This window comes from Picosynechococcus sp. PCC 7003 (genome assembly GCF_001693255.1).
GTDB lineage: Bacteria > Cyanobacteriota > Cyanobacteriia > Cyanobacteriales > MRBY01 > MRBY01.
In genome coordinates, this window is record NZ_CP016476.1 from 1 (window position 1) to 18,234 (window position 18,234).

Consider the following 18,234-nt stretch of genomic DNA (forward strand, 5'->3'; position numbering starts at 1 on the left):
ATGAAAAAAATTGCGATTGTCAGTCGAAAAGGGGGCGTCGGCAAATCCACATTAACAATGAATTTGGCTGTGGTGGCTGGGCCATCAACGATCATTGATACCGATCCCCAGGCAAGTTGTGCGGATTGGGGCGATCGCCGCGCCGATGATCCGCCGTTAGTCCATACCGTCCCCGCAGGTCGCGTCAAGGTTTCCCTCAAGCGCTGTCAGACCGACTGGCTGTTTGTGGATACCCAACCCAGTGCCGAGGCGAGTTTAATTGAAATTGCCCAAATTGCTGATCTCTGCGTGGTTGTGTTGCGGCCCGGCCAACTGGAACTCGATGCCCTAGGGGCGACCCTTGCAGCGATCCGAGCAGCCCAAGCCCAAGCCGTTTTTTGCATTAACCAAGCCCATCCCCAGGCGAATCTGACGGAGTTGATTGATGGGCTTGCAGCCTATTACCCCGTTGGGCCACTGATTCGCAGTCGGGCTGATTTTCCTGCTTCTGTCGCCGAGGGGCGTGCCGTCACAGAATGGAACCCGGATGGTAAAGCCGCAGCAGAAATTAAAAATTATTGGTTGTGGCTCCAGGAGTACCTACACTAATGGCCCGGAAAAAAGCATCTCTCAATCTTGATCGACTTAACCAACGGGCGACGGCAGACTTCACCGCCGAGAAAGCCTACGAAAACGAAGTCAATCAGAACCTTAAACTTCTGGTGTTTGAGGATATTTTGGATCGGCCGGGGGGAGATGCCCGTCCCCTCAACGATAAACACGTCCAAGAATTAGTGGATTCAATTTTAGTGTTGGGCCTAATTACCCCCTTAACGGTGGATCGCCATGGCCATCTCCTGGCTGGAGGACATCGCCGGGAGGCCCTCTATCAGATTAAACTAGCCCACCCCGATCAATATGCCCGTTTATTTCCTGAAGGAATTCCGGTGCGGGTGGTGGATATTGATGCGGCGGCGGACGCTGTGGATGCCCTGCAAATTGAAATCGAAGAAAATACACAACGGAAAAATTTTACGGTCACGGAGATTCGGGAGGCGGCAAAAAAGTTAGAAACTGCCGGTTATAAACGCTTACGGGGCCGACCCAAGACGGGAGAAAAATCTCTGAAACGGGAGCTGGCCAAGGTTTTTCGGCTTTCTGAGGATCGAATTCAGCGCATCCTAAATGATTCTGCCCCAAAAGGTAGGCGTACACCTACCTTTTCACCGGAGTCGGCGATCGCCACCGTTGAGAAATGGTCAAAACAACTGGCAGATAATGAAGATCTGGCCCTAGGGCCAATCCAAGGGCAATTGAAAAAACTCCTGGGGGAACTGCGCAAACTACCACCGTCGAAACCTTAAAAAAGGTATTTGTTTAAAAGGTAGGTGCGCACCTACCTTTTTTTCTAACTTTCCGAAAACCCAATGGAATTAACCCAAGACATGGAGTAAAAAGCGCGATGTATCGTCAACCGCCAGAAATTTGTTTTCGTTTGCCCCAATGGTTGCAGGCATACAGCAGCCAATATCAACCGACCCCAGGCGATCGCCGAAAAATGCGGTTTGTGGTGGGGGCCGCCCGGGAAAATATTATTCAAAAAACAGGGGGGCCTTTTGGAGCGGGTGTTTTTAACATTGAAACTGGAGAATTGATCGCTCTCGGAGTGAACTTAGTGACTAGCGAAAATTTATCGTTTCTCCACGCGGAGATGGTGGCAATGGCGATCGCCCAACGCAAATTTAAGCAATACAATCTCAGTGCTCAAAATTTACCTACCCTGGAATTGGTCACCAGCACCGAACCCTGTGCGATGTGTTTGGGGGGAATCCATTGGTCTGGCTTAAAGCGCGTGGTCAGTGGGGCTAGAGGCGCTGATGCGGAGGCCATTGGTTTTAACGAAGGGCCAAAACCCCAGAATTGGCAAACGGCCCTCGAACAGCGCGGCATTACGGTGAAAACAGAAGTCGAGCTGGCTTTAGCCCAAGGAGTTTTGCAATTTTATCAAAAGCAACAGGGGCCAATTTATAATGCCTAGGCCGGGTGACGCAACGAAAAATTCGCCCGGACTTGCCAATGGCGGCCATTGTGTTGCAGCAAACTTAAACCCCCAGTAGTAAAGCGATGGTTTAAGGGACGCTCCCGAAAGAAGGCCCAAGCTCGGTCAAAATTAGCACGACTTAAATCCTTAAAGGCGATGGTCACATGGGGACAAAAAGGGTGATCGCCGTAACGTTGGTTTTGAATATTTAACTGTGTCCCAAAAGCTGTTTTTAATTGGGATTGGCAGTCTTGGAGTTGGGGCGTAAGTTGAACCTCGATATAAATCACGCGCGGCGCAAAGCAATTAAAACCCGTCAACTGAATCGAGAAACCCATTTGCATCTGGGCAAAGGTTTGGAGAAAGTTTTCGAGGTGATCAATGTCCTCAGCTGGAAATTGAAAGGGCGGTTGCAAGGTGATGTGGGGCGGCGAATTGAGAGCCTTTTTAGTTTGGAATCGCTCAACGCAATAATGTTGCCAGCCAGAGGCGATCGCCCCGAGATCGGGTGACAGTAACAGCGCCACGAAAAATAATGATTGAGCCATAGAGATAAATCTAGCAAGATGACCAAGCCTGTTGGAAGGCTTCGTAAGGCAAAGTTTTCGACCAGTCCCAGAGCAATTTATAACAGTAACGCCGATTAGGAGAATTTGGGGTAACTGTCTGATAAATGTGTTTCACCTGGGGCAAAACTAGGGGCAGTTGTTCTAGATCAATTAACTGACCGAGGGTGTCAACGGCCAACTTGAGGGTGCTTTTTCGGCGAGCCTGGCGGAGGGCTGTGAGCAGATTGGGAATAATCTCTGGATGGTCAGGTACATAAGCGCTAAGACGGGCAACCAGCCTTGTGCGCTGATCGAGGTTGGTTTCTTTGTTTAATTTTTTTAAGAGACTTTGGCTAGCCAGGGCCTGTTCACGGGACGATTTAGGCTGGAGCGATCTCTCCGAGATCCGCTTTGCGGTGCGCCGTCGTGCTGGCAAAGTTTGACTAATGGTATCTGTTTGCACCAAGGGATGATCTGGACAAATTTCCTGGAGAGTGGCGCGGGCCTGGGGAGAAGTTGCCGCAAGCTCTAAGAGAGTGGCGATCGCCAAGGGCTTGGCTTAGTTTTTGCACTTGATGATTGTAGGGCGCAACAAACAACATATCGTCCCAGTCAATGGGCCGCTGTGGCTGCTCTGACTGACCGGTGTAAAAGGTGCGTCCCAGCAGCGACTGCACAAGGCTTTGAATGGTTGCAACTTTCTCCGGTGAAGCCTGACTATTGCCCTGATGTTCTACCGGGACGAAGATAATACCGGCTTCTTTTTGAGAAATATCAATGTCGTCATTGGCGACAAGGCTAAGGCGACGTTGATCGTTGTGCTGATGGGCATCTAATTCGCCGTCATAGATATGTTCACTAATCACATGATTGATATGGGGGTGCATCCGATAGGTCATCCCTAAAAATACGCCCTGGTCAGCCTGAATCGTGGCCTGATCTCCCAGGAGATAGTCGAGGCAGGAAAGACCACTATCTGCCGGATGAGATGCTTGGGAGGGTTGTCCCAACTGCATTTGGTCACCCATTAAAACGAGGTTTTTCGCACTCCGGCCCATGGCGACAAGATTGGCCACAGATACTTGGCCTGCTTCATCAATGAAAAGGTAATCCAGTTGATCTGCCATCTCAGCACGGCTAAAGCCCCAGGCCGTCGTACCCAGAACACAGCTAGGCTGAACGTGGTTTATTAATTGGGTATTTGTGATCTGAGTAACGTTGTAGTCGGCAAAGCGGGCTGCTTCTTGTTCGGGAATTTTGGCACAGGTAAAGGTCGCCTTGATGCCTTGTGCATGGCAATGTTGGGCAGTACTCAACAGCAGATTATTAATCGCTTTATGGCTATTACTGGTAATCCCTATCCGGGCACCAGTCTTCACCAGTTCAGCAATGATATGTTTGCCTGTGTAAGATTTACCGGCTCCCGGTGGGCCTTGAATCGTCAGGTAGCTGCAATCTAGGTGGCGTACAGCATTAATGACCTGCTTCAATCGCTCTTGGGGATCACGGCTAGGAGCGATCGCCTTCGTTTGCTCTGGCCCAGAATATTCTGGTGTGAAGCGGGGTTTAGCACGGGTTAGAAAATCAACAATGGCGGGCGAAGTTTCTGGCAGTTGACCTTGTTCATAATCTGCCACTATGGCGGCGATCGCCTTACGGGTGTGAGTCTGTTTCTCTGCGAGAGATTGACCCTCGATTTTGACGATTGTGAGACCTTGTTGCCGAAATTCCTTTTCTAGGGCAGCTTCCACGGCATAGCCTTTTTCCCGCAGAATGCCCATTAGGGGATCTTCTGGATCTTTGGCGGGCGATCGCTCAGGATATTCCAAGCTAAATCGGTCTAACCAAGCGGTAAAGGGACTTTCCATAAAGCGGGTTAAATCAGAAGGAGAGTAGAAGTATTGACCGTTTACTTTCTGCATCGTTTTTCCTGAAAAAATGAATGGTGATCGATTTTGATGTCTATTTATGGCAAAAGCCCTTTAGCTGCTCAGTTTGAAGACTGCACTGTATATTCTTTTGGTAACCAGGTCATTGCCGCTATGTTGTCCAAGCCAGAGATGCTAGCCTCTGTTAAATCAGCATTTTCTAAATTTAAGTCAGTGCTTTGGATCCCCAACAAATTTGCACCCCGCAAATCTGCCCAGGCACAGTTCACACGGCTCAAATTTGCTCCCTGAAGATTAGCATCCCGCAAGTCTGCATTAGCGAGGTTACTCCCGGCTAAGTTCGCACCTGCACCATTGATCCCCGCGCAGTAGGCATGGTTTAGGTTGGTTTCTTTCATAGCGGCTTTTGCTAAATTCGCCCCATTTAAATTGGCATTATCAAAGACACAACCGCTGAGGTTTGCTCCACTGAGGGTGGCATGGGTCAAATCGGCCCGGGCCCACTGGCTCCCGGCTAAATTGGACTGCTGCAACATGGTGCGCTTTAACACGGCATCCTGGAGATTGGCCCCTTGTAAGTTGGCTTCTTGCAATTCAGCCCCCGATAAATCACAGCCGACGCCATTGAGTTGAGGGGCTTGGATTTCGGCAAAATTGCTATTTTGCAATTGGCTATGGGCAATATTTGCTGCGCCCAATTGTGCCTGGCTAAACACAGCGGCATTGAGAATACTTTGGCTTAAATTCACGCCTCGTAAATCAGCACCATGGGCATTGAGACCCTGGCCTTGGATTTCTTTTAAATTAGCGCCCTGGGCCTTGGCCTGTACAAGAATCACTCCTGTGAGTTGGGCTTGATTGAGGAGGGCATTGCTTAAGTTTGCGGCGGTTAGATTCGCATCTTTGAGGTTACAGTTGGCCAGGTTAGCCCCCTCAAGGTTGGCATGGCACAGAATGGCATTCTCTAGGTTAGCCCCAGCTAAGTTCACATTCTGCAAAAGGGCCCCCGTTAATTCAGCGCCGGCTAAGTTCGTCCCTGGGGCAGATAGGTTAGACAGGCGAAAATCGGCTTGGTAGAACACAAATCCCTGGAGGGAATATTGGCTAAAGTCGACTCCCACAAAAACAACACGGCTGAAATCACGGCGATCTCGTTGGATGGCTTGTTTAAACTGGGCATTATTGAGGCGTTCTTTAGAGAAAGTCGGGCGAAAAGGAGCAGTGCGGTGCCAGAAGATCAAGGTATCGAGGCTCTGGACAACGGTACGAACAAAACGTTTCATGGGTTTAAATTTCCTCTTGGTTTGGGGTCTCGCTGGCTTGGACGAAAGACAAGGGCACTGCTCCGTCTTCGCTGGGGACTTCTGTCCACAGGGTTTGCAGGAGTCGGTTGGTCAGGGCGTGATAGAGACTGGGTAATTGGTCGAGATAGCGGTAGATCCGGTTCAAAAGCTCGGTTGGCTGGAGCGCGGTGTTAAATTCTGCAGTGATTGCGGCGACACTGGTTTTTTGGGCAATGAAGTGGGTGCAGTAGCTGAGGCCGCGTGTGTAATAACAGTGGGTAATGCCGTCTCGGCGATCGCTCGTTTGAAGTAGTCCTCGATAGCGATAGCTCAAATTCATGATGGGTATGATCGCCCGTTGAATTTGTTCGATGTGGTTTTGGATTTCGGCTGGCGCGCCAGTAAATGGTGCCTCTGGGATCGTTTCAATCGTCGAAAGGGCTTGGTATAGCTTCTGACAGTGTTTTTTAAGGGCTGTCCCTTGGATGGATAGTTCTTGTTCATAGGTCGCGATCGCCTCTGGGGAAATAGCAGGAACGGGTGGTTCTTCGCTTAACTCACCTTGTTCAGCTTCCTTTCGGACCAACTCTTCAATGAGCAGCACGAGTTCTGGGCATTCGTCCACTTCACCGGTAGCTTCAATATGGTCGAGTAGTTTTAGACTGGGGCCTGGCTTAGGTTGGGTGGGATGGGGGGTCGTCATAACTTTTGGATCTTTTTTAGGGATAGGGCTTACTGGGAACGCTGACGGAGGATCTGAATTGCTTTTCGGACCAAGGCTTTTTTCTGGGGGTCAAAGCTATCTTGGACGGCGGGGCTCCGGGAAAAGGTATAGGTCAGGACACAGGCGGTGGCACTCAGGGCAATGGAGATGCCCGCCATCAGCATTGGAAAGGCGAGGCGTTCAAAGCGACCGGCTTTCAGATCGGTGGTAAAGAGTTCAGTGGCGATCGCCGCTCCATCAGCAGGGGATTTCAGGTTATGGTCAGGCTGAAAATTGCTGCTAAAGTGGTCGGGCATTTCTGCCTGAAGAAATTGCACGTCATTGCCATATTGGGTGCGACGACTGAGGCGTTCATCTAGGTCGGTCTTGGCGGCATTGTAGGCGGCCAGATTTTCTGTCTCAAGGCGTTCGAGTTTTTGGGTGAGGGGGAGATTTGGGGTTTTTACCGTCGTCCAGTCGGTATCGCGCTCTGCGTAGGTGCCATAGAGACTTAGATACAGTCGCTGCCATTCGGGATTGTCTCGGGAGGCTACCTCCCCTTCTTCAAGGACAATTTGTTGGAGACTGGTTTGGGCTTCATTAATTTGGTCTTTTAGGTCATCTAGTTCACCTGCTGGTTTTAGTACGTCGAGCCGCTCCCGTTGTGCTTCGATAATGGTGGTCGCCAGCTGCTGTTGGACAGCGGGTTTGTTAGTAAATAGAACAATGCCGGGGCCCGTAAAAACAGTCAGGAGGGTATTAAGCATCAAAAACCCACTGAGGCCACACCAGGCGTTGGCGCGATAGCCTGGGGCATGTCTGGCGGCGATCGCCCCACAGTGGTTAGAGGCGGCATTAATTCCACCAAGGACAACAGCGGCAGCGGGGATTGTTGCGATGCCGAAACCACTCAGGGCAATGAGAATAAATGGGGTAATACCAATCGTATTGATCAGGCTAGAAATTGTGATCAGGCTGGCATTCAAGCGAGCCCGTTGTTTGACTTCTTTGGTAACGATGGCTGTGCCATGGAGATCCTTGGGGGAACAAACAAAGGCGCATTTCAGAAGAAAAAGCGTTGTTTTGCGGGTGGCTTGAACGGAAGAGGAGATTACTGCGTTACTCGGTAAGCCATAGAAGCGTAGTTTTGAGGAATAAGTCTGGGGAATTGATGTTTGCATGGGGGGATGTTGAGAGCAATGGTTATGGCGGGTGAGGATTTTTGTTTCCCTGTTCTTTATATCGACATCGCCTGGACGGTTTATGCAATCTAGCTTTGACCCAAAAAAATGACCTCCGCCTGAATGCTCAGGGGAGGGCCAAGAAATTGATGGACAAATATGTTGACTGACAAGAGTAGCGTTTCACTATAGGCGAACTTTCTTCGTTTCTTTGCGGCAAATAGGACACCAGCGATTCAAACCACCGATTTCACAATTGCCATTAGTACACCCTACGGTCTGACAGTTACTGCATTTAATCCGACCTGTGCCAGAGCGACCACAGCTCGGACAGGGTTTGTGGCGTGTCCAGAGAGACATAATGATTACTCCTAATTTTTTTCTAAATTGGTTGTTGTCCCCAAACTTCGGTCAGGAAGAACTCGGTGGGGAAACTAGATTCATGACAATCTCAGACAAGGTTTGTACTGTGTCCTCCAGTTGGTCGATGCGTTCTGTCTGGGTCTGGGGCATTGGTAGATCCTTCACCTTGGGTAAAAGATGTTTCCAGCCACGACTGCATTTGAGTTGGTAGGTTTGCTGATAGGCTCGATAGGCTTCGTTATAGGTGCCATAACGCTCTTTCAGGAGCTCCTCACTAATCTGCTCACCAGGGATTTGTGCTGGAGGTGATTGTTCTTGGGCCTGTACTACCTGTTGCAGTCGTTCATAGAGTTCGGCGGTAACCGCAAAGACCTTGGCCGTATTGCGTAAATCCTGTTGGTCTAGGTCTTCGAGTTGGTCAATGAGTTTGCTAAAGCGTGACATAAAGTATTTGGGTTGGGAATTTGGGGAAGGACTAAATAATTAGCGGTCTAACAGATCCCGTTGGATATCGGCTCTACTAGAACCCATCCAGGGTTTATCGCCACCACTATTCGGGTTCGGGTTGGGATCAATGGAACCGGCGCTGGGAGGAATATCGGGATCATCGTCGTTGCCAGGTTTGATTTTGCCAAAATCTTGAGGGTCATCGGAAAAGAAGGTGGCCTGGAGGAAGTTCCAAACGATGGAGAATTTGCCATAAAGGCTCTTGGTAGAACGCACCTTGGCCGCAGTAACTTTTACCTCTCGGTCGATTTCTCTTAATTCGGCACGGATTTTTTCTCGTTCCTGGGCTAGTCGTTGTTTTTCCAAGGCTAACTGTTGCATCTCCTGTTGTGCCCGAAGTAGATCCTTTTGCAGGGACTCATTGGTGAGCATTTGGTCATTCACTTCGTCTTGAAGATCGGTGATGTCGCTGCGGTAACGTTGATTCCAGCTTTGCAAGCTCCCTCGGGAACGGCGTAAAAATTTAATCAATTCGACGATTGCTAAAAGATCTTCATCGTCGGGATTTTCTCTGGCCGTGTCATAGAGTTGTTTAATGAGTTCTTCAAAGTTTTCTTGTCCGTCCATCGTTGTTACAGGGCTAGGGTTTACAAAAGCTGTAGGGGCTGAGGGGGTCGTCAGTGGCATTGTTCGCTTTTCCTGAAAAGTTTAGGGGATAGTCGTTTTAATTATTAAGAGGGAGAAATCACTACTGACTCATCAAAGAAAACAACTTGGAGGAAATCCCAAAGGATCTTGAATTTTTGTCGCAGGGAGCTACTGGCCTTAACCTGGGCGACAGCTTCATGGACGGTGCTTTCGATGGCCTCTAGTTCACCTCGCAGTTGATTGCGCTTAGCAATAATCTGCTGTTTTTCTTGAATGGCGTGGTTCATCTCTTGGTAAGTGGCTTGGAGATCTTCAGCTTGGACCTTATAGTTTTCACGACATTCACACAATTGGATTTTGAGTTGTTGCCGCAATTCCCGCTCTTGTTGAGATTGTTCCTGGAGAGTGAGACGTTCATGGAGCAAACACTCAAGGATTTCAATCCCGCCTTGAATCGTCAAATCATTAGGTCTTGCTTTGGCGGCTTCTTTGAGGGTAGCGAGGCGGTTGAGTAGTTCTTGGTGCTTGTCCATGGTAGTGGCTCCGTTTTGTGCTTCTACCTTTTAATCGCCACCTCAATTTTTTTTATGCAAATTTCCTAAAGATTTTTTCAGAATTTTTTGCCTGAGATGATTCAAATGCCGTCATTCGCCTGTCTTACTGTCTTAATTTATATCGTTTGCTGTTGTGATCTGAGTAGAATATTGTCAAAAAAGAGCTTCAATCGACTTCATTGGTAGATAAAGCGTCTTTGGAGACTGAATAAACGGAATAAAGCCATATTTCAAATAAAAACGCTGTGCTTTCTCATTTAATGCTTCCACTACAATGACTAAAGACCCAATAGACTGGGAAGCTTCCCAGGCCCGACGTAAAGCATCAATCAATAACAGCTCCCCAAAACCCTGACCTCGGCAGTCTTGATCTACCGCCAACCTTCCCAAAAGCGTTGCTGGTAGGAGGGGATAACGGGGTAAGCCCTTCAAGATATCTGAACTCAGAACACCCACATCAACCGTATAAGGGGTCATGCCGACAGGGTATAGTAACCTAGCACTGCCATGTCCGGTTCATTCACTAAAACAAAGACCGTAGCCACCTGCTTTTTTACATCCTGGGAAGCTTGTCTTTGCAAATAGGTATCCAGAGAAATTTCACCGCAAGAAAAATCCCCGCGCCGGTGGACACGTTTATTCAGGGGCTGAATCCTAAGCACCATGAACTGCAATTTCTTCTTGGTAGCGGACTGCCGCTTGTTTCAGTGTGGCATTTGGTTCTGGTGGCTGTAATAGCGCATTTGCCAAGGCTTCACTGTCTTCCAAAGTCAATTTCAAAGTGTTATGGCGTTCAATCACTGCGTAGGCTGCGGCTTGGGCACTGGTCACGACAAAATCTGTTAGCGATCGCCCTTCGATGTCAGCGGCTTTTTGCATGAGAGCTTTTACCTCTGGACTGAGGCGGGCTTCTAAGCGAGCAAGATTTTTAGCTTTGGAAGCGGGTTTCATAGGGATATACGGAAGTAATGACTAATTATACTCCAACTATATCCGGCAATTTGCCGTATGACCATTAATATGAACATTGCCAAACTAGGACTACACCCCCTGACAGATAAAACCACTCCAGTAGTAGGGATCAATGAACGGGTAGGAAGAACCAGGGTTTTTCTTTTTTCGCTCAATAAGAGCTTCCTGGGCAGTCGGAAATTCGGCTAACAATTCTGTATAGGTAGCTTTTCTCAGACGTTGTTGTGCTTGTTGAAGGGCGAAAGCTGGTTGCTGGGTCTGTTTCAAGGCTTCATAGTAGTAGCTGCTGAAAATTGCCGTTGCTAGGTCATCCACTGCCCACAGGGAAGAAATTACTGTTCTTGCTCCAGCACAGAGGAAGCCTGTCCCCAGGGTGAGTAGGTCATCGGTCAGCTCGGATTTGCCCAGGTTCGTTTCACAGCAAGACAGGAATACATGGTTCAAGTTCGGGTAACGCTTCAGCATTAGGCTCCCTAGGCTGAATTTTCCATCCCCTAATTCCAGGGCCGATTCCCTTGGATTGTTGAGGTCTGATTTGGCATGGTGGGAGGAGTGAACATTTTCGACCCGTGTCAAAAGGGCTTGGTAATTATGGACGGTTGTCTCTGCTCTGCCCTTGAGGTGATTTTTGGGGAGCACTGGCTCTAACTGTTTCAGGCGATTGGCTTCGATGTGGGTAAATTTCAAATCCTCCTGGGTATTTTCAACGATGCCATAGTTAGTTTGGGGCAGTGGGGGGCGGTCATGGCAATATTTCAGGATCTGGCAACTGGGCAGCACTCGAATTTGGAACAGATCACCCAGGTATTCCTCGTGGAGGAGATTCTGAATGGTTTGTACTCTGGTCTTGGATTTGATCTTGATGCGGGTATTGTCTAACTCTGGTTCCGGGTGGGTTACTGTCTCTTCGGCGTCGCCAATAGGTAGGGCAGCAAAGGGAATGTGATGAAAACCCAGATGGGGAATGATGATCAGCTCCTGAATACCGTTGAGGTGGTCTTGGATTAGTTGCTCTAAGTGGAGGGCTTGGGCGATATTTTGCAGGTTTTGTCCCATTGCCTGGCACCAGTGTGAATTATCCTCTTGGTAGGGAATTAACCATTGTTCTGTGAGCAGTTCCTCAAGCCGACCAAAGGTCAGGTCTGGGCAACTGTGGAGGGTCACTATAGGCTCGGGTTGCTTCGGTTGCTGAAAAAGCGAAAATAAGCCAGATTTTGTCGGAGAAGTTGCCGGGTGGCGAATGACAAAAATATGGGTTTCAGCGCCAGTGTTGTAGATGCTGAGGATGGCGCTCTGGAGGTTAGGTAGCAGGGCGGCAATTTCTTCAAAGGAGATCGCCTCTACCTGAATTTGTTGGGCGATGACGGGATCAAAGCGGCGAATTTCCCGCCAGAGGGTTTGTTTTTCGGCCTGTAGGGCTTGAATTTCTGCGGTTTTCGCTTCCCGTTCTGCTGGGGTAAGGGTGGTTTGGCGAAATCGGCCTAAGCCTCGTTCGCCAATGCTTCCATCGCTTGAATCTTCTTGCAGGAGGTTATGGAGTTGTCGTTCGACGGCTTCGTAGCGGGTGAGATAGTCCTGAATTTCTGGAGGGATTTCGGCATTGGCATAGAGGTCATTGCTGGCGATCAGTTCCACCAGGCGACGACTGCGGCCCCGTTCAGCATAGGCTATTGCTTCGTCATATCTGCCCAGGGCAACACAGGCTTGAATGATGTTGTCATAGACTGTGATATTTTCGGCCATGATTTGCTGTTTATAGTCATCATCGGTCGCCCAACTGCTTAGCAGTTCAATGCATTCAATCGCTGTTCGATATGTTTTAATTACCCTCTGCCAGTTTTCTTCTTGTACATACAAATCACCTAATAAAGAATTAGTGCTTAAACAAGCATGAGGGTAACCCTCTTTTGTCCTCACGATTAAGGCTTGTTGGTAGTGATAGATAGCGCGTTCAATGTTCTGCCGCCTCTCCCCCTCTATCCGGTCACTGTAGGTACTAGCGAGGTTATTCTGGGCCTTTGCCCAATCCTCTGGATAGACTTCTTTTGTATAAACCGTTAAGGCTTGTCGGGAGTGGTAAATAGCCAATTCAAAGTTCTCTCTTATCTCTTCCTCCATTCGGTTTGCATAGGCCTTTGTCAAGTTCCCCTGGGTCTTCGCCCAATTCTCTGGATCAGCTTCTTTTGTATAAACTGTTAGGGCTTGCTGATAGTGGTAAATGGCTTGCTCAATATTCTCCCGTCTATCACCCTCTATCCGGTCACTGTAGGCATTAGCAAGATTACCCTGGGTTTTTGCCCAATCTTCTGGAAAGGCTTCTTTTGTCCTCACTGTTAAAGCTTGTTGATAGTGGTAAATAGCCAATTCAAGATTTTCTCTCCTACCACCCTCTATCCGGTCACTGTAAACATGAGCCAAGCCATGCTCGGTCATTGCCCAATTCTCTGGATCAGCTTCTTTTTTCCTCACTGTTAAGGCTTGTTGGCAGTAGTATATGGCCAGTTCAAGATTTTCTCTTCTATCTCCCTCGATTCGCTTCCAGTAGGCATGAGCAAGGCTATGGTAAATTGTTGCCCATTGTTCTGGATACGCTTCTTTTACATAAATAACTAAGGCTTTCTGGTAATGGTGAATCACTCTTTCTATGATTTCTCGTTTGTTTTGATCGAGATTATCAAAATATTCATAAGCGATATCCCACTGGATCTCTGCCCAGTCCTCCGGTGATTTGATCCTCTCCTCTTCAAAATCTTGCAAGATCAAGGGCACTCGAAAAACCTCAAAGACCACCGCCAGCTTGAGCCTGAGCCACTGCTGTACCGTCTCAATTTCCACATCCGGCAGCATCTCTGGTGACTCTCCGACTACTGCTGCATTGATTGCCTCGACGGTTTCTACCGATGGCTCCAGGTCATTAAAAATCAACTGAAAAATGTCATGGATTTCCTTTTGGCTCAGCCTTAATAGCGTTTCGCTGAGGTGAAGCTCCGACGCAAACTCAAAGGAATTGAGGAGACAGTCCTGGAGCAACTCAATTGCCCGAAAAATCAGCTCTAACTCCGCCTCCTCGCAGTTCTCCTCCAGATACTCAGCCAGCTCATCAATCGTCCACTCATCCAGATTGGCATCGAGGGTTTGTTCGTACTCTGTTTTTGACATTGTTTAAATTCCTTTTGAAAACGTTTCCCTATCAATAAACCCGGAGAAGCTGATGATACTGTCCATGAATAAACTGATTTTGTATTAGCATCACGTGGGCTGCGACTCCGGCTAAGCGCTCTACTTCCCGCCGAAAGTCTTCACCATGGTGCATATTCAGCGCATGGGCTGCCTCATGGATAAAAACCTCCAAAGACTCTGGCCCCAAAGGATTACGCCATAGCTCGTCATAGTCTAAAGCCAAAGTTAACACGTTCTCACTGCTCCAGTGGGCGACAAACCGCTGGCGGCCCTCAGGATTTACTGCCACCTTCCCTGTTACTCGTTGTAGAGGAAAGGGATAACTATCCAGCAGCTGCTGACAAAACCACACCGCAAAATCTAAACAGCGATTTACATGGTCGATGCCCCCTTGCCGCTCAATCCACATCTGCCGAGGATCCCGTTCCGGTAGTGGCTGGGCTGGCACAAATCCACTCGCTGTTGCTTCAGCAGCCTTTTGGACTTCATCCTTTTGGACGATTTCCCGGGCAGTGGGGACTAATTCCTTCAGCATCTCCCGAAAACCACCGCTGGTTTGACTGGTTTTAACAATCTCAACCCCCAGCTCCCGGGCATCTTCATCAAATTGACGCGCACCCATTTTCGGCACGGAACGGGCAATATTCTCCCCAAAGGCTTTGGTAATGATTTGTTGTTTTACTGTCTGGTCACATTTTTTCCCGGCATTACCCACCCAGTCTTGGCGCACCGTTTCAGAGTCCATACTTTCTAACAAGATTGGTAAATAAGCCACGTGGAGCTTCAGGGGATAACCCGTCGCCACGGCGTCACGGTTAGGATTCATCGGCACCCGCTGCTGGATATTGCAATGGAATGGCATAGTCCACTCCACTGGCGCTACAGGAATACCCATTTCGTAAATGGTCGGCGTCTCATTCGCCTGGGCAGGGATTAAGTGGATTGCAGTTTTACGGCTCGGTTTTTTCCAGCTCTGGGCTTGGTGGTCATACACCTCGGTGGTCAAGGATGTTCCAACGCTATGTTGGACAGGGCGTTGGGTGAGGGCAACTCCATTCAGGCGGAACTGGATTTGCTCTGGAATGATAAATTGCTGAAAATAGCCGTCGAGCTTAAGCTTTGTTTCAGGGGGCCAAGCCATCTGCATCTTCACCAAGGTTCCTGGTTGCAAGGGACTGATCCCCTCCCGGGTGATGCGCTCTTGACCATCATAGAGAAATTCAATTTGCTGACCCTGGCTTTGGACAAGGGCATAGTCAGCGACACAGAGGGCTTCTTTAAAACCCCGGCCAAAGCGACCCCGCTTTAGATGACTGTCGGTTTTATGGGTTAGATACACAACCCGAAGATCCGATAAGGATTCGATGCCGCTGCCATTATCCCGGCATTCAACAAAAAATTTATTTTGAACATAGCCATAGTTAAGGATAATTTGGCCAGGCTCTCCCTCGGCAATGGAATCCAAGGCGTTTTGTACTAATTCTTTGACAAGATGTTCTGGGGGGCGAGCAGCGTTCATAGCGGCAAAGCCTTCGGTACTGATGGCAAGCCAGCCTTTGGATGATTGGGTCAGCATTGTCTTCTTGATTTCCTTAAATCTAGGTTGTTAATGAAGTTGGTTTAACCAATGGTTGGATGATCTGTAATGCTTTGCTGGTTAGGGCAGTGATTCAGTTGTGGGAGGCAGCAAGAGTTGCTGCAGATAAATTTGTAGTTGAGGAAGGGTGAGATTATTGTTAAAGCTTCCTTTATGGGTCAGGGTCACCCCGCCGGTTTCCTCGGAGACAACAATCCCAATGCAGCTACTCACTTGTTCTGAGATTCCTAAGGCGGCCAGGTGTCTTGTGCCATAACGCCGGGGCAAGGGCTGACAGGAGAGCGGCAGAAGCGTACCGGCAGCAATTATCGCTTGGCCGCGAATTTGGGTTGCACCATCATGGAGGGGCGAGCTCGGTCTAAAGATACGCACCAAATTCTCTTGGGTTAGAGAAAGTTTTAGCAGCACACCGGGTCTGAGGACATCATGCTCGGTTAGCGGGGTCTGGCGCTCGATGATCATCAAGGCACCAATTTGATGTTGGGACAGGTAATCAATGGTCTGGATTAGGGTCTGAATGGCTGGGTCATGGCTTAAAGGCATATATTCTGGTTTCGGCAAGGTCATCATTCGGAAAAAGCAATTATTTTGCGGCTGTTAAGGTTATATCGACGCTTTTTCTAGGTTTATGCAATTTTTTGAGGTTCAAGTAGGATTATTGCTTTGGGATCCAGGTGATTCACTCTGGCAAAAATAAACGAATTGCATAAATTTGGGTGCAAAGACGATCTAGTGGCATGCGATCGCCTAAATTAACCAAAAAATTTTTCTGGAATTTGCATAAATTTTTGGGCGCTGACGATATTACAGTACATCGAGCGTTTTGGAGGTCTTTTACAGACTTATACCCTTGATCCCCCATCCCCCATAACCCCTTAGTTATCCTAAAACTATGTTCTCCTCCACTGCCAACACTTACTAATACCCGATGCGATGGACAATCACAACCTTTGCAGCCTCATCCTCGATATTTACCACTGCCATGTCGCCAACAAACCCTATGACAATCAGATAGAAAGCCTGACCTATGGACTAGATCACATACGCCAGCTCAAGGCCTATCTGGGATCTGGATACTTACCCTACTACGAGCAGGCCCTAACCAAGACCATGGAGGATGTCCAAAAAAACATCACTAAATTCTTTACAGTCAAAGCTCAAGTTAATTTCGGTGAACGACGGGCTGACAATCCCGAAGATGTCACAGTGATTTCTAAAGCGTTCATTAGTTGGGTCATGGTCATCCTCAAGCGAGACTGCCAGGATGAACGCCGTAGAATAAAGCGTTGCCAGGCATCCGGCAAAGGAGTCCAAAGCCTTGACACCCCCATCGCTGAAGGGCTGACCCTCCAAGATGTTATTCCCGCTGGTACTAACCCTATGGATAATCTCATTGATGCGGAGACCGCCCGCGAAAACAAACGCAAGCATGATGAACTCCTCGCCCTACTCCCGGAGAAACTAACCTGCCGTTCTAAAAAATATCCCCAATGCCATTGCTATGACATCTTTGTCCGTCAATACTTGCAAGAGCCTAAACAAACTTTTAAAGAAATCGCCCAAGAACTAGGTATGGCCCAGGGGACAATCACCGGTCACTGGTATCGCAAATGTCAGCCTATTCTCGATGAACTGGCTCATCAATATCGTTAACCCCTTATTTTTTATGAATATTTCTCTTTTAGACAAAACAACCGGCCACACAATCTCTTTTAGTGCGGCGCAACAACATTTAGCCCGCCGCTATGGCGCCCAGCAACTCAGTGAAGCCCAAGCCCAAGCGGTTTACCTGGGGACCCTGGCCCGCACCGCTGTTCAGGGATTTCTCGCAGAGATGCTCCATATCGAGGCCGACCTCAACGGCAGTCACAGTGAAAATCCCCTCCTCCGTCAACTCAACCCCACTTTTGATCTAGAGTTACCGGAGCTTGGCCCCCTGATTTGTATTCCTGTACAAGATAAGGATTTAGCGGATGGCGATCGCCTTTCGTTACCTTTCCACCCGGAACCAGCCCTCGGCTATGTAGTGGTCCTGTTCAGTGAGGATACAACTTCTTGTCGGGTCTATGGCTACCTGCCTGCTGCCGTCCTTGCTGAAGATGCCACTGATTTTTCCCTCAGCCAACTCCAGGACATCGGCCAACTCCAGGACGATCTCTATGAGCTGGAGGAATACCTAGAAATTTTGCCGGAGCTGATGGCCACAGAGGTCTTTGTTTCACCGGCAGATGCCATTGTAATGATGGAACGCCTCAAACATTTACCCGTACACCAGCGAAAAGCGGCATTACTCCAGGCCTATCCCCAACTTAATGAAAAGGCAAATCATTTCCTCGCCGTCTGGGGAGATTTTGTCGCCCTCGGGGATTGGTTAAAAGATCAATGGCAGGGGGCTTGGGCTAATCTCCAAGACGAGATCACGGCTCTGACCTACCCCAATCTCACCCTAAATTTTGCGGGTCAAACGCGTTCTAGTGCCGCTCCTGTGCATCAATCCCTTTGTCAGGGAGTCAGCGTACTTTCCTTGGGGGGTCAGGATTTCTATGTTGTGATTCGTTGCCAACCGCAGGAGGAAAACTTGATGGATGTGGCCGTTGAGATCTCTCCCCAAGAGGGAGAAGCAGGGCTGCCCGTTGGTCTTAGCCTCCGTCTGCTCGATGATACCGACGCGGTCTTGTATGAAGAAAAGGTAACTGAGGGCGATCGCCAATTGAGTCTTGAGCTAGAGGGGGAAGTCGGCGAAGGGTTCCTCCTAGAATTTTCCTTTGGCAATACCTTAGTCCAAAAATACGTCCAGATTTAACCCCTTGGGGAGGTGGCGCGATGCTGCCTCCCGGTCACCTTTCCCA

21 protein-coding genes are annotated in these 18,234 nt (G+C 48.9%); 5 read left to right on the top strand and 16 right to left on the bottom strand.

Features of this window, described 5'->3' with window-relative positions:
- The 3 genes from AWQ21_RS14640 (at position 1) to AWQ21_RS14650 (ending at position 2,017) form a co-directional block, all read left to right on the top strand.
- Entirely contained in the window at positions 1-588 is a 588-nt protein-coding gene (locus AWQ21_RS14640; RefSeq protein ID WP_065715435.1) for a ParA family protein, read from the top strand.
- Complete coding sequence (locus tag AWQ21_RS14645; RefSeq protein WP_065715436.1) at positions 588-1,343, top strand: ParB/RepB/Spo0J family partition protein; 756 nt, start codon at positions 588-590, stop codon at positions 1,341-1,343. The genes AWQ21_RS14640 and AWQ21_RS14645 overlap by 1 nt, the downstream gene beginning before the upstream one ends.
- Positions 1,344-1,441: 98 nt before the next feature.
- Positions 1,442-2,017: a nucleoside deaminase gene (locus tag AWQ21_RS14650; protein WP_065715437.1), complete on the top strand. Its 576-nt coding sequence runs from the start codon at positions 1,442-1,444 to the stop codon at positions 2,015-2,017.
- On the opposite strand, the gene AWQ21_RS14655 is transcribed toward AWQ21_RS14650, so the two are convergent.
- The 16 genes from AWQ21_RS14655 to AWQ21_RS14720 form a co-directional block, all read right to left on the bottom strand.
- Positions 2,014-2,568, bottom strand: coding sequence for a 2'-5' RNA ligase family protein (locus AWQ21_RS14655; RefSeq protein WP_065715438.1), 555 nt, complete (start codon positions 2,566-2,568; stop codon positions 2,014-2,016). The genes AWQ21_RS14650 and AWQ21_RS14655 overlap by 4 nt on opposite strands.
- 10 nt (positions 2,569-2,578) lie before the next feature.
- Entirely contained in the window at positions 2,579-3,118 is a 540-nt protein-coding gene (locus AWQ21_RS14660; protein ID WP_198159741.1) for a hypothetical protein, read from the bottom strand.
- On the bottom strand, positions 3,012-4,490 hold the full coding sequence (locus AWQ21_RS14665; protein ID WP_065715440.1) for a DEAD/DEAH box helicase: 1,479 nt from the start codon (positions 4,488-4,490) through the stop codon (positions 3,012-3,014). Before AWQ21_RS14665 ends, AWQ21_RS14660 begins: the two co-directional genes overlap by 107 nt.
- Positions 4,491-4,558: 68 nt before the next feature.
- Entirely contained in the window at positions 4,559-5,740 is a 1,182-nt protein-coding gene (locus AWQ21_RS14670) for a pentapeptide repeat-containing protein (protein WP_065715441.1), read from the bottom strand.
- Between the two features lie 4 nt (positions 5,741-5,744).
- Positions 5,745-6,443 carry a hypothetical protein gene (locus tag AWQ21_RS14675; protein WP_065715442.1) on the bottom strand — a complete coding sequence of 233 codons (699 nt, stop codon included), beginning with the start codon at positions 6,441-6,443 and terminating at the stop codon, positions 5,745-5,747.
- Between the two features lie 29 nt (positions 6,444-6,472).
- A complete protein-coding gene (locus AWQ21_RS14680; protein WP_065715443.1) occupies positions 6,473-7,624 on the bottom strand; it encodes a hypothetical protein in 1,152 nt (383 codons plus the stop codon).
- A 186-nt stretch (positions 7,625-7,810) separates the two neighbouring features.
- Positions 7,811-7,984: a hypothetical protein gene (locus tag AWQ21_RS16315; RefSeq protein WP_157094805.1), complete on the bottom strand. Its 174-nt coding sequence runs from the start codon at positions 7,982-7,984 to the stop codon at positions 7,811-7,813.
- Positions 7,985-8,035: 51 nt separating this feature from the next.
- Entirely contained in the window at positions 8,036-8,431 is a 396-nt protein-coding gene (locus tag AWQ21_RS14685) for a hypothetical protein (protein ID WP_065715444.1), read from the bottom strand.
- Positions 8,432-8,470: 39 nt separating this feature from the next.
- On the bottom strand, positions 8,471-9,061 hold the full coding sequence (locus tag AWQ21_RS14690) for a hypothetical protein (RefSeq protein ID WP_065715445.1): 591 nt from the start codon (positions 9,059-9,061) through the stop codon (positions 8,471-8,473).
- A gap of 104 nt (positions 9,062-9,165) precedes the next feature.
- Positions 9,166-9,615 (bottom strand): hypothetical protein, encoded by a 450-nt coding sequence (locus tag AWQ21_RS14695; RefSeq protein ID WP_065715446.1) that lies wholly within the window; start codon positions 9,613-9,615, stop codon positions 9,166-9,168.
- A gap of 174 nt (positions 9,616-9,789) precedes the next feature.
- Complete coding sequence (locus tag AWQ21_RS16735) at positions 9,790-10,113, bottom strand: GNAT family N-acetyltransferase (RefSeq protein ID WP_315862282.1); 324 nt, start codon at positions 10,111-10,113, stop codon at positions 9,790-9,792.
- A complete protein-coding gene (locus AWQ21_RS16740) occupies positions 10,110-10,301 on the bottom strand; it encodes a hypothetical protein (RefSeq protein WP_315862283.1) in 192 nt (63 codons plus the stop codon). Before AWQ21_RS16740 ends, AWQ21_RS16735 begins: the two co-directional genes overlap by 4 nt.
- Positions 10,291-10,587 (bottom strand): DUF1778 domain-containing protein, encoded by a 297-nt coding sequence (locus tag AWQ21_RS14705; protein ID WP_065715447.1) that lies wholly within the window; start codon positions 10,585-10,587, stop codon positions 10,291-10,293. Before AWQ21_RS14705 ends, AWQ21_RS16740 begins: the two co-directional genes overlap by 11 nt.
- 90 nt (positions 10,588-10,677) lie before the next feature.
- On the bottom strand, positions 10,678-13,767 hold the full coding sequence (locus AWQ21_RS14710) for a CHAT domain-containing protein (protein ID WP_065715448.1): 3,090 nt from the start codon (positions 13,765-13,767) through the stop codon (positions 10,678-10,680).
- A 31-nt stretch (positions 13,768-13,798) separates the two neighbouring features.
- Positions 13,799-15,364 carry an ATP-binding protein gene (locus tag AWQ21_RS14715; protein WP_065715449.1) on the bottom strand — a complete coding sequence of 522 codons (1,566 nt, stop codon included), beginning with the start codon at positions 15,362-15,364 and terminating at the stop codon, positions 13,799-13,801.
- Between the two features lie 81 nt (positions 15,365-15,445).
- Entirely contained in the window at positions 15,446-15,955 is a 510-nt protein-coding gene (locus AWQ21_RS14720) for a diadenylate cyclase (RefSeq protein WP_083998087.1), read from the bottom strand.
- A 363-nt stretch (positions 15,956-16,318) separates the two neighbouring features.
- Between AWQ21_RS14720 and AWQ21_RS14725 the strand changes: the two genes are divergently transcribed.
- Positions 16,319-17,038: an RNA polymerase sigma factor gene (locus AWQ21_RS14725; RefSeq protein WP_065715451.1), complete on the top strand. Its 720-nt coding sequence runs from the start codon at positions 16,319-16,321 to the stop codon at positions 17,036-17,038.
- A 13-nt stretch (positions 17,039-17,051) separates the two neighbouring features.
- Positions 17,052-18,188 carry a DUF1822 family protein gene (locus AWQ21_RS14730; protein ID WP_083998103.1) on the top strand — a complete coding sequence of 379 codons (1,137 nt, stop codon included), beginning with the start codon at positions 17,052-17,054 and terminating at the stop codon, positions 18,186-18,188.
- Positions 18,189-18,234: the final 46 nt, after the last annotated feature.